This window comes from Lawsonella clevelandensis (genome assembly GCF_001293125.1).
Classification (GTDB): Bacteria; Actinomycetota; Actinomycetes; order Mycobacteriales; family Mycobacteriaceae; genus Lawsonella; species Lawsonella clevelandensis.
This window is the reverse complement of record NZ_CP009312.1, coordinates 1,297,445-1,312,684: the sequence shown is the minus strand read 5'-3', so window position 1 is coordinate 1,312,684 and position 15,240 is coordinate 1,297,445. Positions and strand designations below refer to the sequence as shown.

The window sequence follows — 15,240 nt, the reverse complement described above, 5'->3', positions numbered from 1 at the left end:
ACCCCCATGCTACTGGGCTACTTGGGCTGGCACCCACAAGCCTGGAGCGTGGCGGCCAGGGCATCCAGGACTGGGCGGGCGGTTGAAGGGCCCTCGCCGTTAATAATGAACGCGAACACCAGCACCCGGCCGTTTTGGGTGACGGCGATACCGGCCAGGCTGCTGGCGGTGCTCAACGTGCCAGTTTTGGCACGGATCCAGCCGCGCGCTGAGGACCCGTCATAGAACCGATTGGAGAGTGTGCCGGAGCCACCCGAGACAGGCAGATCGTCTAGCAGGGCCCGGCTTTGGCTCTTCTTTGCCGACAGTCGCAGCACGTCGACGAGGGTATGGGAGGACACCCGGTTGCGCAACGACAGCCCCGAGGAGTCGAACATCTTGAGACCGGAGGTGTTGATGTCGTTCTTCTCCAGGATATGACGGATGGCGATGGTGGCTCCCTGGAAGGTGGCGGGCTGTCCTTCCTTCACTGCGATTTCTCGGCCGATGGCCTCCGCCAGCACATTGTCGGAGTGGATGAGGACGTCATGGAGTCGGGTGAGAAGCGGCGCGGACCACACCGTACCTAACACGGTGGAGGTCTTGGTACGGGTGCTGGTGACGGTGACGGTATCCACGCCCAGATAGTGGGCTAGCGCGCGCCCTGCCTGGGTGGCCGGGCTCTCTGCGCGGGGGGAATCCTCCCAGCTGGCGTTGAGGCGGGCACCGTCCACCATCACCGGGGACATGGGGGCAATGAACCCGCCGCCAATGTCGGCAGAATTCCAGCCCTTCGCCATAGCGGATTCCTGGTAGAGGGAGGTATCTACGACCACTTTGGTAGCGGTGATACCGCGCTTTTGCAGGGCAACCTTAGTGTGCTTGGCTAGCTCGGAGAGGCGTGCCGCACCATGGTAGAAGCTGTCCTGGCCGGTGCGGGCGGTGGAGAGAGTGACGTCCCCGTAGCCGCGCAGCACGACAGTGCCGTTACCGAGCAAGAGGGTTTCCGTTTTGACCCGCTGCTCATCGGGAAGTACCAGGAGGGCCGCCTGAGCGGTGAGCAGCTTCATCACACTGGCCGATTGCAGGGCTTTGTCCGGCTGGTGCTCCCACAAGGTTTTCCCGCTCATGGCGTCGTGGACGGAGCCGGTGAAGTTCGCCATGGTGGAGTCGCTGAGCAGTGCGTTCAGGCGGGCGGAGAGGATGTCTGCATCGGGAATGGGGGCATCTTGGGATACCGGCTGGAACACGTCATCGCGTTCTTCCATGGTGGGTGGCAGGGCAATACCTTTCACCCAGGAGGATGAGTCGGTGGCGTTCACACCCCGCATCCGCGGCACGATGTAAAAGGCAAGTGCGGTACCGACCGCGAGCAGAATAACCATCAACACGGAGAGGGCAATGGTGAGACGCTTACGGTCTTTCATAGACAGTCCTTTGCCAAGTGAGTGGGCGTATTGCCGCTTCATTCTTTCATGAATCACGGGCTCGGTGCGAGCCTGGTCTATCCTTATAGGAAACCGTTAGTTTCCGCTGCAAAGGTAGGTTACTTGATGAGCCTCGACGTCATCATTGAGATCCCCAAGGGGTCCCGCAACAAGTACGAAGTTGACCACGAGACTGGTCGCATATGTCTGGACCGCTACCTCTTCACCCCCATGGCCTACCCGGCCGACTATGGCTTCATTGACCACACCCTGGGTGAGGATGGCGACCCGCTGGATGCCCTCGTCATTCTGCCGGAACCCGTCTTCCCCGGCTGCGTTGTGCCCGCCCGCGTGGTCGGCGTCTTCAACATGACCGACGAAGCCGGCGGCGACGACAAGCTGATCGCTGTGCTGGACGATGTGCGCTGGAACCACATCCACGACATCGATGACGTACCGCAGGATCTCCGCAACGAGATCGAGCACTTCTTTGTCCATTACAAGGACTTGGAGCCCAACAAGGAAGTTTCCGGCACCGGTTGGGGCGACAAGGCTGCTGCCGAGAAGATCCTGGAAGAAGCCAAGGAACGCTACCAGGGCTAACCCCTGTCACTGCCGAAAAAAGAGTTCATGCACCATACGGTTAGAGGGATAACGGCAACTTCGCACACCTTTTATCCACATCTCCCGACATATGTTGGATAAAATAACCGCATGGCAAAAGAAAAAAAGGAAAAGAAAGAGTTCGATAAGGCCAAGGCCGGCAAGATCGTCCGACGTGTTCTCAAGATTGTTGGCATCATTGTCGTGCTCCCCATTATCGCCCTCATCCACTCTTAAAAAAGCATTCCCAATCGATAACACAAAAGGCACCCATAGGTTTCCTATGGGTGCCTTTTCGTTGTGACGGCATTGAGAGCGGTGTTCTTATTCCAAACAAGTGGGAGAGTCCAGGTCGTTGATCTGGACTCTCCCATGTGTCATCGTTGTCGGCTCTGCCTAAGCAGCCGAAGTGTCACTCCGGGCGCGGTCTTTTTTTGCGGGGAGTCGACCTGCTTCTTGAAGGCTATCGCGGAGCAGCATTTCTATTTGGGCGTTGATAGAGCGGAGATCATCCGCAGCCCAGCGAGCGATTCCTTCATACACTTCGGGGGTGAGCCGCAGAGAGAGTGTTTTGCGGGCGGTGTCGGAGATGCGTCGGTTAACCATGGTGGTGGTTCTTTCGGGTGGTGGGGTGTGGGTGGCCGGGTCCTTTAGTTGTAGAGGGTTCCGGTGTTGACTACTGGGGATACGTGGTTGTCGGAGCAGAGGACGACGAGCAGGTTGGAGACCATGGCGGCGCGGCGTTCGTCGTCGAGTTCCACGATGTCGTGTTCTTCTAGCTGGTGGAGGGCGTCTTGCACCATGGAGACGGCGCCTTCGACGATGCGTTCGCGGGCGGCGACGACGGCGGCGGCTTGCTGGCGTTGCAGCATGGCTTGGGCGATTTCGGGGGCGTAGGCGAGGGAGCTGATGCGAGCTTCGATGATGGTGAGGCCGGCGGAGGCGACTCGGGCAGCGACTTCGTCGGCGAGCTCTTGGCTGACGTCATCGGTGGAGCCGCGCAGGCTGACGACGTCGGTACGGCTGCCTTCGTCGTAGGGATGGGTGGAGATGACGTGGCGGAGGGCTGCTTCGGCTTGGGTTTCAATGAAGGCTTCGTAGTCTTTGACGGCGAAGCTGGCACGGGCGGTGTCGCCGACGGTCCAGACGACGATGGCGGCGGTCGTGACGGGGTTGCCGTCTTCGTCATTGATCTTCAGTTCGTTGGTTTCGAAGTTGCGGACGCGGACGGAGAGTTTCTTCCGGGCGGTGAGGGGGTAGGTGAAGATGAAGCCATCGGTACGGATGGTGCCGATGTATTTGCCGAAGAATTGGCTAACGAGGGTGTGGCCGGGCTGGATGATGCTGAATCCGGTGCAGGTGATGATGCTGAGCAGCATGACGATGACAATTACTGCTGTCAGTGCGGGGGAGGCGGTGTCCCCGGTAGCAGCGATGAGTGCGATGCTGCCGGTGAAGAGCACGATGAGGAGGAGGAAAATGAGGGCAGCATGCCCACCGGTGAGGTGGGGGAGACGCTTTTCTTCGATGTCGAAGCCTCCGAACTTTCCGGGGGCTGGGGTGGCTGCGGGGGTGCCGTCGAGAACTACGTCCGCTTCTGTGTGTGGTGGGGTGGCGGGTGCGGGGTTGGTGTTGTTGTTGGGTGATACGGGGGTGAGGGTGCGCTTCATGTCGATCACTTCTCCTGTGTCTGTACACATAGTATGACGTCAAAATGATACCATTTTGGTGTGCGCTCGCAAGAGGTGACAACACTCTCCTTCCCCTCCGCCACCCAGCTGTCTCCCGCGTCACATAATTGCCACTCTCGGTAATATCCCTTGACCGATTCACTACGCTCGTCAACGATTACCCATGTACCTATTGACCTTTACAGACACCGCAGCAGGGTCATATCACCAGGATCTCCTTATGCATAACAACACTATTCGCGTAGCAGCCGGCCTTCTTACCAGCTGCGCCATCCTCACCGCTACCATCACCGCTGCACAGGCAGCCCCCTCACCACCACTCCCGGCACCGATGACGGCTTCCTCCGCACCGCCCCCACTGTCCCCGTCCAACGCGGACAGTACGGCCCCGACACCACCCTCACACAGGCCCGCAAGGCAGCCGGCGTCACCATGATGGGTCTGTCGACCTTCCCCGTCTGGGACAACCCCACCCTCGCCACCAGTCTTTCCGCCGTCCTCTCAAGTGCTGCCCTTCAGCAGCTGGTCGGCTCCCCCATGGTGCGCTACATCAACTCGCTGCCGGACACCATGCCGGGTGTGCGCTATACCGCACTAGCCACCAAGCACGACACCACTTCTACCCCCTACGACGCGACCTTCTTGAAGCCTGTCCGCGGCACCACCGTCACCAATGTGACCGTGGAAAACGTGTGCAAGCCCGGCGAAATGCTCGACCACAACAAGCTCACCACGAACCAGGCTGTTCAGGTGCTTGTACTGCGGGCACTACAGAACAAGCAGGTGACGTGTTCCGACACCCAGTGGGCACTATAAGTATAGAATGAAAGCTATGAAGAAAACTCTTGCATGCGTGTCTGCAGCCCTAGCTGCAGTGCTCGGTTTTAGTCTCACCACCACCCCGGTGGCCCAAGCAGCTATCCTCCCCGGCCCGGGATACACCGTCCCCGAAATTAGCGACCCCCACTGCACCCTCACCAAGAAAGACCCCTACCCGGTCGTTCTTATTCACGGCACGTGGGCCAACGCCCAGAAGTGGAAGTACCTCACCCCCTACCTGCGTCACAACGGAATGTGCGTGTGGGCACTGAACTTCGGCTACAACGAGGACGCCATCTTCGAGAAGTACCGCGAACGCTACGCCGTCCAGGATGTTGACACCTCCCTCAAAGAGATCGACGCCTACGTCAAGATGGTGATGCGGAAGACCGGTGCCAAGAAGGTGAATGTGGCAGCCCACTCTCTGGCTGGTCTGCTCACCAAGCTGTGGATCTACAAGTACAAGGCTAACCGCTACGTCAACAATGCAGTGCTCATCACCCCCACGCTGAAGGGCACCGACATGGACAGCATGGGTGCATTTGGCCCCCACAAGTACCCCATCCTGCCAGAGGCTATTGGGTTCTTCGCCTCGCTGCCGGCGGAATACCAGCTCTGGGACTCCCCCACCATCGCCTATGCTAAGTCCATTCCGGACACCATGCCTGGCGTCCACTACGCCAGCCTGATGACCAAGGACGATAAGACCGCTACCCCATACACCACCGGCATGATGAAAGCCGGACCCCGTGCCACCGTGCAGAATGTTGTCATCCAGGATGTATGTCGGGTGGATCATGAGATCACGCACTCAGGCATGATCGAGGACCCCATTGCGCGCCCGGTTATTCTGCGTGCCCTGCGCAACCAGCCCGCCAACTGCAAAGGCACCCCGTGGGAGGTTCCCAACGGGTGGGTCGGTAAGAGCCACAAGGGCGAAAACAACGGTTTTGCTGGTGACGCTGGCCAATCCGACTACACTGCCCCCTAGCGTTCTGCTAGCACAAAGCTCACTCTAGAAACAGCGAATGCCCCCGCATCTGCGGGGGCATTCCTATATCTGTATGGGCTGCGTCGGAGGACGCAGTGCGTTGACTACTTGCGCCCCTTCACAGCCTTGATAATGCCGATGACCAAGCAGGCACCGACGAAGGAAGTGACGAAGCTCCAGAAGAAGCCGGCACTTTCCGCACCGAGCACGAAGCCAAGAATGGCACCACCGATAAGACCACCTGCAACGCCAGCGCCAATGTTGGCCCAAACACCCATTTGCTCATCGGTCTTCATCACCTTAGAAGCGAGCCAGCCAGCAATGCCACCGAAGATAATCCAACCGAGGAAACCGAATGCGAGCTCCATGAGCTATTCCTTTCATCAGTCCCCAGGGGGACTTTCTGTATATAGCCTCACGAGGAGGAATTTGCTACGAGCAAAATACCCGTTCTTACCCTCTTAGTGTAAGGAAAACACAGGTGGTTGTCAGCCGTTTCGCTGCCAGCGAGAACTAACACTAGCTGGGAATACGCCACAATTTACCAACAGGGAAGACACTCGCAACCTAAAATAATAAACGCTTGACCAGTTTGTTATCGATTATTTTCTTTTAAAGAAGCTCTGCTCAACGAGGTTTAAAGTCGGATTTTTCCCACACTATGTGCTTCTCTAGTAACTATGAAGAAATCCATTCGCAACCGTATATTTTCCAGCACTACCGCACTGGTAACGACCGCCGCCCTCCTCGCTAGCGGTCTGGGTACCGCTGGAGCTGACCCCATTGAACCAGGCCAACCCGTCCCCCTCTGGTCTGGCATGGACGTCTCCCACTACCGCGGACATATCCCCCAGAAGAACGGCACCCTCCTCCGCGAGGTTCCCCTCGACAAGGGAGCCTGGCTCCCCGCTGCCTCCAAAGCCAGCCGTATCCTTTACACTTCGCAGAATTCCCGTGGCAAGATGGCTGTCTCCACCGGCGCCATCTTCCTCCCCAAGAAGCCTGCTCCCGCCGGCGGCTACCCTATTGTGGCCTGGGCACACGGCACGGTGGGCCTCGGTGACACCTGTACCCCCTCCGCCGGTGACCGCTACCTCCGCGACGTCAAGTACCTGGACCACTGGCTGAACCAGGGCTACGCCGTCGTCGCCACCGACTACGTGGGCCTCGGCACTCCTGGTCTGATGGCCTACCTGGACGGCAAGACCTCCGCCCATAACGTGGTGGATTCCGTCATCGCCGCCCAGCGCTCCACCCTCGCCAAGTTCTCCCCCAAGTGGGTTGTGGTGGGCCAATCCCAGGGTGGCGGCGTGGCCATGAACACCGCCCGTTACGCCACCGAATTCGGTAAAGGCTCCGGCGTGGATTACCGCGGTGGCGTCTCCACCGGCACCCCTGCCCACATTGAAGATATTCTGCAGTTTGCTGGCCCGCACTTCCCTCCCTTTGACGTGGGCGCGGGCATGACCACCTACATCCTCTATGTGCTGGCTGGGTTCCGTGACGCCCGCCCCGACATGAAGGTGAACCAGGTGCTCAACAAGGAAGGTCTGAAGTGGGTCAAGCAGTCCGAGACCCTCTGCTACGGCTCCCTCCACAAGGCACTCGAGGACCAGAACGTGTCTCTACACACCCTCTTCGCCAAGCCGCTGCTCTCCCTCCCCGGCATCCATAAGGCTCTACAGGAGTATATGGGTACCCCGGCCTCCGGCTACGATCGCCCAATCTTCGTCGGCCAGGGTCTGAAGGACGTCGACGTCCCCGCACCATTCGCCATCAGCCTGGTGACAGAAATGTACCTGCGTGGGGAACCGGTGGAATTTTACCTCTACCCCAACTATGACCACAGCCAGACGGTCAACGGATCCCTCAAGGACTCCACCCCGTTCGTGGCGCGCGTCATGCAGGGCTAATACTCCGCCCTCGTACGCTCTCGTCATTATCGGCCCATAATATCCAACTGCCGCCCGCGGATCTCGGTCCGGGGCGGCAGTTGTGTGCAGTCAGGGTGGTGACGAGTCCTCCGCAACGCGGGTGCGTGCGCGGCTAGTCCTCGTCGTCTTCGGGGAGGAACTTCAGCATGGCCTCCACACTGGGGATAACAAACCAGGCGGAACCGGTGACCTTCATGAAGTTCATGATGGAGTCGTGCACACCGTCGGCGCCAGCCATCCGGTCCACCATGTCCTCCAGCTTCCACTGCTCGTTGGTGAAGCCCACAAACAATGTGCCGTGGCGGTGCATATCGCCGTAGGCCACATTGCGGCGCCACACCTTCACAGACATCTCATCGGTATCGATATTGGTACGAGCAACGTGGGCAGACAGCGGCTTCACATCATCATCAAACTCAATATTGTCGAGTTTGGTGCGGCCAATGGCCTTTTCCTGCTCCTCGATGCTGGTCTCGTACCAGTTGAACTTGGTGTGCTCGTAGGGCTGGAAAAGGAGAATGGAGGCGCCAGCGCCCGGTTTCCCCTCCGGGACGGCCACATGCTGAGGTGCTTCCAGACGGCCCGGGTTCTCGGTGCCATCCACGAACCCCGTCAGATCCTGGTTGCCATGATAGCCCCAGCCGCGATACTCGGAGCTCAGCTCCGCATTCGAGCCGAAGGCACTGATGACCTGCTTAGCCCAGTCCCAGCAGGCATCCATGCCGGCGGAGCTGATCCAGATCCAAAAGTCATGCTGCTCGGCGGGCATAGCGGTAATGCCTTCGCCCTTAGCCTCTGTGTAGTCGTGGACATCAGCCGGCACGTCCGCAGCGTCCGCAACCTCCGCCCACAGGCTCGGGCGTACACCCACCACCACATTCACCATGTCGGTAGTAGCAGGGTTACCTGCCTGGGCGAGAGTCTGCAACGCCTCCTGGACATCGGCCCCGGCAGTCAGGTCGAAAGTGAGATAGAGATGTTCTGTTGCCCCAAAGGCAAACAATCCAGACTGTGCATTCATGCGTCTCATTCTACCCAGCAGAGCAGGCGCCTCCCAGGCCAGTAGAGGCTAAGGACGTAGGGTAGAAGAGTGAATCGAAACACCCGCCCCGCCTGCAACGGTCCACTGCGCACCGCCCTCGCCCCCAAGGCCTACCAATTGGGGCTCCGCACCCTGCAGTCCATCGCCCACGAGCCCGGTTCCATCTCCGATCGGGTGGCGGAGAGTCGTAATTTTCTCACCTCCCCCACCTGCCTACAGCTGGCACTCGCCACCGCCGCCGCCGGGGCCGCTGGGCAGACGCTACAGGACCTCCTATCGGTCCTCGGGATGGCGGAAAAGGCACAGCTGCGGGAGATAGCTGACACCCTCGCGGAAGGCTCCCGCCTGGTCTCCACTGCCTGCCGCGCCGTCGCCCGACAAGGCTTGACATGTGAGCGTGGGTTCGCCGCCACCATGGCTAACCTGGGCGGCACCATGCATCGGCTGGACTTCACCAACACTGCGAAAGCCCAGGAGAACTTGGATAGCTGGGTCTATCGCAACACCAAGGGGCTCATCCCCCGCTCCGGCATTACCGTCACCCCCGCTATTGATATGGTGCTGCAGTCGGCGCTCGCACTCATTGTTCCCTGGGCGGAACCGTTCCGTGTCGACGATACGGAAGATGACGAGTTCTTCCTTATGAGTGGGGAACGCCAGCCCTGCCGCATGATGTACACCACCCGGAACCTCCCCTACGGCGACTACGAAGGATGGCGTGCCACCACCCTCCCCTACGACGGGGGCCTCACCTGTGACATCATCGTCCCTCCAGACGGCACCAGCCCCCTCAAGGCCACGCCCGGACTCCTCCTAGGGTTACTCCAGGAGATGCTGGAGTCCTCCCGGCTGCCGCTCGAAGTGAAACTGCCCAAGGTGAACACCAGTTCCTCCGAGAGCCTCCGCAACGCCCTCACCCGCATGGGGTTAGGAAGCCTCTTTGACAATGCCGACTTCAGCGCCATGTCCCCGGAGGTCAGCGGGATCAGCGACTGCGTCCAGCAGGTGCTGCTCGATGTTGACGAGCGGGAAACTACAGCTGCTGCCACCGTCGAGATGGTAATGCTGACCTGTGCTCATAGCGGTGCACGCACACCGCGCCCGCCGCTGGTCTGCGACCACCCGTTCCTCTTGGTGATCCGCGACGAAAAAACGGATGTGCCGGTCTATATGGGAGCTATCCACCACCCATCACAGCCCTAACCTACCTGGCCGGACAACCTTCACGCGGCCGGAACACCCGCCCCGGGCGAACAACAGGCGCACAACCACCAAGATACAGAAAGTCCCCGCTGCGTTCCGGCGGGGACTGTTATCTGCTCACGTTTTGCGTACCGACGATACGGTGAATTGTGTGTGATGAGCCGCTTAGGAGAATCGAACTCCTGACCTATTCATTACGAGTGAATCGCTCTACCGACTGAGCTAAAGCGGCCTGCACCCACCAAAGAGTGCACGTTAACTTTAGCGGAGAACCCCAGGTAAAGAAAAACCCAACCTCTGCGTGTCCACAGCAGTTCCCTGCGGCAGGTGACGCGCAAGACCCCTCAGAGACACTTCCTAGGACGCGGCTAAGACACTAACGGAGCTAATTGAAACACAAAGCGGGAGCTAGCTGCGGACACTAGCGGGGGCTAGCTGCCAACGCCATACTAATGCGGGCTACCATACCGCCCACCGCTACTTCCGGCTTCACATTCTGGCCAATCTCCACCCGCGCAGCCATCACCGCATCAATACACCGCAGCAACGCCTCCGAGGAAAACGTCTGCCCCATCGTCGCCGTCACCCGTCGTGCATCCACATGCACCGGCTGCACCCGCGCACCCGTCGCCTGCACCAACGCATCCCGGTAGAAAGTAGCCAAATCCGTCAACGACAAATCAACCGAATCCCGCACCATGCGGGTCTCGCGCCGCTTCTGCGCATCCGCAAGCTCCTTCAATGCCCCCGCTGAACCGCGCAGCGCCCCCGCCGCACCCTTCCCAGTACCGCCCGCCCCCAAGGCCGTTCGCAGCTCCTCTGTCTCCCCCTCCGACAACACTTTATTGGCGGCGGCAGCGGCCGCCCGCGCATCCTGCACCATCTGCACAGCCAGGTCGTAACCGTGCCCTGGCTGGGCGGTGGCCTGCCCCAACTCCAACACCCGACGCCGCCTATTGCGTGCATCCTCCGAGTTCAACAGCGCCCGCGCCCGCCCAATATGAGCGCCCGACACCGCCGCCGACCAGCGCGCCTGCTCCTGGCTCGCCCCATCCCGCTCCAACAGCTGCGCCACCGCCTCAGTGGTGGGCATACGCACATAAATGTGGCGCGTCCGGGAACGCAGCGTCAGCATAATGTCCTGCGGATCATCCGACGGTGCGCAGAGAATAAACACCGTATGCGACGGAGGCTCCTCCACCGCTTTCAGCAGCGCATTACCGGCCTGCTCCGTCAACCGGTCTGCATCCTCAATAATGACAACCTGCCATCGGCCTGTCGCCGGGAAAGTACTGGCGCGGGCCACAATGCCACGAATCTCCTTGACGGAAATCGTCAACCCCTCCGGCCGCACCACCGTGACATCAGGATGACGGTCCTCCATGACCGCCCGACACACCTCGCACTCCCCGCACCCTGGCCCCTGCGCAGACTCACACTGCAACGCAGCAGCGAAACAACGGGCGGAAATAGAGCGCCCTGACCCCGGCGGGCCAGTAAAAAGCCAAGCGTGCGTCATCTTCGCCCGCGCAAGCCCGTCACCATCCCCAGAATATCCATTCTCTGCAGGTGAAGACGTGTTTTCGGCAGTATCGGCCACCATCTGACGGGCTGCTGCGGCAGCGGCCTGCAACTGCGCCACCACATCTTCTTGGCCGGCGAGGCGATCGAAAACACTCACGGGTCTAGCCTAGCTGGTTTGCTCACGCCGCTGTGAGCTCGCGGAGAAAAACGCCCGTAACAGCATTGTTACTGGTTATGGTAAGTCCGCTAGTGGAAACTCGCGCTCCCCACCGGTTCCGCTAGTGAAAGGAACGATAATGCAGCCCAGCGACCCGACCCTTACCTCTCCCGCTACTCTCACTGTGGCAGAAGCCGAGGGATATCTGCAGCGTGCCCAGGACACCCAACCGCTCTTCTCCGGTGCCGTCGCACTCCTGTGCGGTGCGGCAATCCCCAATTCGTCGGGGTGTCGCTGGTACAGGGAATGGGGGCGAGCGTCCGCATCTCCACGGTGATAGGCGGTATCCTCACGACCCTCATGATTATTGCGGGAGTGGCGCTCCTCATGGTGGGCACCCAGCATCTCTACCGTTTCGACGCACTGGCCACCACCCACCGGTGCACCACGGAAGCCGTGTGCGCAGTGGTCGAGGAATGGCGTCGCACCTACCGGCAGCGCAAAACTCTGGTGTTGGGGATGAGCTTAGCCCTCTTCACCCTGTTTCCCATTCCGCTTCTCGTCTCCCACCGCACAGTGTCGCCCCATGATGCGGTGTGGGCGCAGCCGCTCCTCATTTCCCTCGTACTGCTGGTAGTGGCGGGAGCGGCCGCACTACTGGTGTGGAGCCTGTCCACCTACTTCCCTGAGCGAGTGCTCTTGCAAGAGCGAGAATTTGATCCTCGTCTGCAGCGAGAACGACGCGCCCTCCACATCGGTACCGGCGTCTACTGGACCCTCGCCATTATTGTCGGCATCGTCCTCATCGCCACGCGGGTGATGGAATCGCCGCAGGCGATGGGCATCTACGTGCTGGCGGCGATGACGCTCTTCCTCGTGATCCGGACGGGTGCCCTCACCTGGATGGCACGCCGACTGCAGCAGGAAGAGCCTACTCCTGGGCAGTAGCCGCCTTCTTGGAAGCCGCTACTTTCGCAGTGGTTTTCTTCGCCGCAGTGGTCTTTTTGGCGGTGGTCTTCTTCGCAGCAGCCTTCCGGGCCGGCTTCTTACCTCCGCCGGCCGCCAACCGGGCACGTCGATCTGACAGCAGCTCACTGGCGCGCTCCGCCGTCATCGTCTCGACACTGTCGGCCTTCCGAAGTGAGGCATTCACTTCACCATCGGTCACATAAGGTCCAAAGCGGCCGGTCTTTACCTCGAGAGGTTTACCGGTAGCCGGGTCCTCACCCAGCGTCCGCAGCGGTCCCGCCGCAGCTTTCTGTCCGCGCCGCAACTTCGGTGCCGCCAACAGCTTCTGGGCTTCTTCAAGGGTAACCGTGAACAGGTCTTCTTCTTTCTCCAGACTGCGAGATTCCTTCCCCTTCTTCACATATGGGCCATAACGACCATTGAGGGCAACGATCTCCTCGCCATCCGCGTCTGTCCCCAACAGACGCGGCAGACTCAAGAGCTGCACCGCCTGTTCCAAGGTGACGGTCTTCAGGTCCATGGACTTAAAGAGCGACGCCGTCTTCGGCTTACCCGGATCCTCCTCCGGCAGCACCTCCTGAACATAGGGACCATAGCGGCCATCCTTGGCGACAATCTCGTGGCCCGTCTCCGGGTGGCGGCCCAGATCGCGGCCATCGGTGGGCACTGCAAACAGTTCCTCCGCCTTCTCGCGAGTCAGTTCGTCTGGGGTGACGGCATCGGGAATATTGGCTCGCTCCACTGTTGGGGCGGCGGTATCGGAGTTGATGGTGCGTTCCAAGTAAGGCCCGTAGCGACCCACCCGCACATACACCGGGACCCCATGAGCATCGTCAAAAAGGTGCAGCGAGTTGATTTCTCGCGCATCCAGGGATTCCAGATTCTGCTCAATGAGCCCCTTCAAGCCGCCCTTGCCGGGCACCGACTTCTGCAGGGAGGCTTCCCCATCACCGAAGTAGAAGGCGCTCAGCCAGCGGCTGCGGTTCTCCCGTCCCTCCGCAATAGCATCCAGTTCGTCTTCCATGTCGGAGGTGTAGTTGTAGTCCACCAGACGGTCAAAGCCGCGCTCCATCAGCCCCACCACTGCGAATGCTACCCAGCTGGGGACGAGGGCGGAGCCACGCTTCACCACATAGCCGCGATCATTAATGGTGCGGATAATGCTGGCGTAGGTGGAGGGGCGGCCAATACCCAACTCTTCCATCGCCTTCACCAAACTTGCTTCGGTGTAGCGGGCGGGCGGGTTGGTAGTGTGGCCTTCCGGCGTGGCCGAGTTCACCGTTGCAGTGTCGCCTTCGGCAAGCTGCGGCACGTGGGTGTCCTTCCCAGCGGAGGACTCGCCGTCCTGCTCATCCCCGTAGCCAGCGCCGTACACCTTGAGGAAACCAGGGAACGTGATGGTGCGTCCTGAGGCGGTCAAGGCAACCGGAGTGGCCGGGTGGGTGGGAGCATCCCCTTCCAAACGCACCGTCATGGTGGAGCCCTTCACATCGGCCATCTGGGATGCCAAGGTACGCTGCCAAATAAGCCGGTAGAGCTTAAATTCTTCAGCATCCAGGACACCACGCAGGGAGTCCGGCGAGGCGAAGTGGTCGCCGGAGGGGCGGATAGCCTCGTGGGCTTCCTGCGCATTCTTCACCTTACGGTTGTACTGGCGGGGGCTGGGGTAGAGATACTTCTCCCCAAAGACCTCCTGCACCTGCTGACGGGCCGCGTTCAAGCCGGCCGCAGACAACGTGGTGGAGTCGGTACGCATGTAGGTGATGTAGCCGTTTTCGTAGAGGCGCTGCGCGATACGCATCGTGCGGTCGGAGGAGAAATGCAGCTTATTGGCGGCATCCTGCTGCAGCGTCGACGTCATAAACGGCGGGTAGGGGCGGCGAGTGTAGGGCTTCTCCTCCACACTAGTGACGGCCAGACGCTGGCCAGCCGTGGACCCGTCACCGTCCGCAGTACCCCCTTGCAGGGCTTCTGCCAGACTGCATGCCCCGGCTTCATCCAACACCATGACATTCTGGGTGGACTTGCCGGACTTCAGGTCGCCTTTGTCGGTGAAGTCGCGGCCCTGCGCGATACGCTGCCCGTTCACTTCCACCAGCTTGGCGGGGAAGAGTGTGGGGGCAGTATTCTCGCGGGCGCGGTCAGCAGCAGACAGCTGGGCGGTAATGTCCCAGTATCCGGCAGAGACAAAGGCCATGCGCTCGCGTTCCCGCTCCACCACCATACGAGTGGCGACCGACTGGACACGTCCGGCGGATAGGCGCGGCATTACTTTGCGCCACAGTACGGGGGACACTTCGTAGCCGTAGAGGCGGTCCACAATACGGCGCGCTTCTTGCGCTTCCACGAGGTCAAAGTCGAGGTCGCGGGTGTTGTTGATGGCCTCGTTAATAGCCTCCGGGGTGATCTCATGGAACACCATACGTTTAACCGGTACCTTGGGCTTGAGGACTTCCAGGAGGTGCCACGCAATAGCCTCGCCTTCCCGGTCGGGGTCGGTGGCGAGGATGAGTTCGTCGGCGTCTTTCAGCAGATCCTTCAGTTCCCGAACTTTGGCCTTGCGGTCGGGGTTGACGACGTAGAGGGGGGTGAAGTCGTCGTCGACATTGACGCCGGTACGGGCCCACTTCTCTTTCTTGAACTTGGCGGGAACATCGGCGGCGCCGGAGGGGAGGTCTCGGATATGCCCAATGGATGCGGTCACAACATAGCCTTTGCCCAGATAATTCTGGATCTTCTTGGCCTTCGTTGCCGATTCGACAATCACCAGATGGTGCTCGCCTGCTGCTTGTGCTGCCACTAAATCGCGACCTTTCCTCAAGATGAGTAGGGCGGAAGATCCGCCTACCCCTACGTTTCGCTAGCATAGGCGAAAAATGGGGGTCTAAAACTACACGTTAT

14 protein-coding genes and 1 tRNA gene are annotated in these 15,240 nt (G+C 60.3%); 7 read left to right on the top strand and 8 right to left on the bottom strand.

Annotated features, from left to right (window positions below):
* Positions 1-17: 17 nt before the first annotated feature.
* Complete coding sequence (dacB, locus tag IY73_RS05550; protein ID WP_053962220.1) at positions 18-1,406, bottom strand: D-alanyl-D-alanine carboxypeptidase/D-alanyl-D-alanine endopeptidase; 1,389 nt, start codon at positions 1,404-1,406, stop codon at positions 18-20.
* Between the two features lie 126 nt (positions 1,407-1,532).
* On the opposite strand from dacB, the gene IY73_RS05545 reads away from it, so the two are divergent.
* Together IY73_RS05545 and IY73_RS08740 are read left to right on the top strand one after the other, a co-directional pair.
* Positions 1,533-2,009 carry an inorganic diphosphatase gene (locus tag IY73_RS05545; protein ID WP_053962219.1) on the top strand — a complete coding sequence of 159 codons (477 nt, stop codon included), beginning with the start codon at positions 1,533-1,535 and terminating at the stop codon, positions 2,007-2,009.
* A 111-nt stretch (positions 2,010-2,120) separates the two neighbouring features.
* Positions 2,121-2,246: a hypothetical protein gene (locus tag IY73_RS08740; protein ID WP_257720249.1), complete on the top strand. Its 126-nt coding sequence runs from the start codon at positions 2,121-2,123 to the stop codon at positions 2,244-2,246.
* Positions 2,247-2,405: 159 nt separating this feature from the next.
* On the opposite strand, the gene IY73_RS05540 is transcribed toward IY73_RS08740, so the two are convergent.
* Together IY73_RS05540 and IY73_RS05535 are read right to left on the bottom strand one after the other, a co-directional pair.
* The gene (locus IY73_RS05540; RefSeq protein ID WP_053962218.1) at positions 2,406-2,615 is read right to left on the bottom strand and encodes a hypothetical protein; all 210 of its coding nucleotides are present in this window, start codon (positions 2,613-2,615) and stop codon (positions 2,406-2,408) included.
* Positions 2,616-2,659: 44 nt separating this feature from the next.
* Positions 2,660-3,679: an SPFH domain-containing protein gene (locus tag IY73_RS05535; RefSeq protein ID WP_082346637.1), complete on the bottom strand. Its 1,020-nt coding sequence runs from the start codon at positions 3,677-3,679 to the stop codon at positions 2,660-2,662.
* Between the two features lie 453 nt (positions 3,680-4,132).
* Between IY73_RS05535 and IY73_RS05530 the strand changes: the two genes are divergently transcribed.
* Together IY73_RS05530 and IY73_RS05525 are read left to right on the top strand one after the other, a co-directional pair.
* Positions 4,133-4,516 carry a hypothetical protein gene (locus IY73_RS05530; protein ID WP_053979050.1) on the top strand — a complete coding sequence of 128 codons (384 nt, stop codon included), beginning with the start codon at positions 4,133-4,135 and terminating at the stop codon, positions 4,514-4,516.
* Positions 4,517-4,532: 16 nt separating this feature from the next.
* Positions 4,533-5,510, top strand: coding sequence for an esterase/lipase family protein (locus IY73_RS05525; RefSeq protein ID WP_053979049.1), 978 nt, complete (start codon positions 4,533-4,535; stop codon positions 5,508-5,510).
* A 104-nt stretch (positions 5,511-5,614) separates the two neighbouring features.
* Here IY73_RS05525 and IY73_RS05520 read toward each other — a convergent pair whose 3' ends face one another.
* Positions 5,615-5,878 (bottom strand): GlsB/YeaQ/YmgE family stress response membrane protein, encoded by a 264-nt coding sequence (locus IY73_RS05520; RefSeq protein WP_053979048.1) that lies wholly within the window; start codon positions 5,876-5,878, stop codon positions 5,615-5,617.
* Positions 5,879-6,190: 312 nt separating this feature from the next.
* Here IY73_RS05520 and IY73_RS05515 point away from each other — a divergent pair, with 312 nt between their 5' ends.
* Positions 6,191-7,423, top strand: a complete 1,233-nt coding sequence (locus IY73_RS05515) for an alpha/beta hydrolase family protein (protein WP_053979047.1) — start codon at positions 6,191-6,193, stop codon at positions 7,421-7,423.
* A gap of 133 nt (positions 7,424-7,556) precedes the next feature.
* Here IY73_RS05515 and IY73_RS05510 read toward each other — a convergent pair whose 3' ends face one another.
* Positions 7,557-8,465: a Dyp-type peroxidase gene (locus tag IY73_RS05510; RefSeq protein WP_053979046.1), complete on the bottom strand. Its 909-nt coding sequence runs from the start codon at positions 8,463-8,465 to the stop codon at positions 7,557-7,559.
* Positions 8,466-8,534: 69 nt separating this feature from the next.
* On the opposite strand from IY73_RS05510, the gene IY73_RS05505 reads away from it, so the two are divergent.
* Positions 8,535-9,689 (top strand): serpin family protein, encoded by a 1,155-nt coding sequence (locus IY73_RS05505; RefSeq protein WP_053979045.1) that lies wholly within the window; start codon positions 8,535-8,537, stop codon positions 9,687-9,689.
* Positions 9,690-9,848: 159 nt separating this feature from the next.
* Here the strand turns inward: IY73_RS05505 and IY73_RS05500 are convergent.
* Together IY73_RS05500 and IY73_RS05495 are read right to left on the bottom strand one after the other, a co-directional pair.
* Positions 9,849-9,921, bottom strand: a tRNA-Thr gene (locus IY73_RS05500).
* Between the two features lie 189 nt (positions 9,922-10,110).
* A complete protein-coding gene (locus IY73_RS05495) occupies positions 10,111-11,370 on the bottom strand; it encodes a DNA polymerase III subunit delta' (RefSeq protein ID WP_053979044.1) in 1,260 nt (419 codons plus the stop codon).
* A gap of 288 nt (positions 11,371-11,658) precedes the next feature.
* On the opposite strand from IY73_RS05495, the gene IY73_RS05490 reads away from it, so the two are divergent.
* Complete coding sequence (locus IY73_RS05490; RefSeq protein ID WP_148417734.1) at positions 11,659-12,318, top strand: hypothetical protein; 660 nt, start codon at positions 11,659-11,661, stop codon at positions 12,316-12,318.
* Here IY73_RS05490 and topA read toward each other — a convergent pair.
* A complete protein-coding gene (gene topA / locus IY73_RS05485; RefSeq protein ID WP_237025120.1) occupies positions 12,302-15,139 on the bottom strand; it encodes a type I DNA topoisomerase in 2,838 nt (945 codons plus the stop codon). The two genes, IY73_RS05490 and topA, sit on opposite strands and share 17 nt — an antisense overlap.
* Positions 15,140-15,240 lie beyond the last annotated feature (101 nt).

Bases quoted from the DNA above. Each gene is read 5' to 3' on its own strand.
- dacB (WP_053962220.1), bottom strand. From the start codon at position 1,406: ATGAAAGACCGTAAGCGTCTCACCATTGCCCTCTCCGTGTTGATGGTT.
- IY73_RS05545 (WP_053962219.1), top strand. From the start codon at position 1,533: ATGAGCCTCGACGTCATCATTGAGATCCCCAAGGGGTCCCGCAACAAG.
- IY73_RS08740 (WP_257720249.1), top strand. From the start codon at position 2,121: ATGGCAAAAGAAAAAAAGGAAAAGAAAGAGTTCGATAAGGCCAAGGCC.
- IY73_RS05540 (WP_053962218.1), bottom strand. From the start codon at position 2,615: ATGGTTAACCGACGCATCTCCGACACCGCCCGCAAAACACTCTCTCTG.
- IY73_RS05535 (WP_082346637.1), bottom strand. From the start codon at position 3,679: ATGAAGCGCACCCTCACCCCCGTATCACCCAACAACAACACCAACCCC.
- IY73_RS05530 (WP_053979050.1), top strand. From the start codon at position 4,133: ATGATGGGTCTGTCGACCTTCCCCGTCTGGGACAACCCCACCCTCGCC.
- IY73_RS05525 (WP_053979049.1), top strand. From the start codon at position 4,533: ATGAAGAAAACTCTTGCATGCGTGTCTGCAGCCCTAGCTGCAGTGCTC.
- IY73_RS05520 (WP_053979048.1), bottom strand. From the start codon at position 5,878: ATGGAGCTCGCATTCGGTTTCCTCGGTTGGATTATCTTCGGTGGCATT.
- IY73_RS05515 (WP_053979047.1), top strand. From the start codon at position 6,191: ATGAAGAAATCCATTCGCAACCGTATATTTTCCAGCACTACCGCACTG.
- IY73_RS05510 (WP_053979046.1), bottom strand. From the start codon at position 8,465: ATGAATGCACAGTCTGGATTGTTTGCCTTTGGGGCAACAGAACATCTC.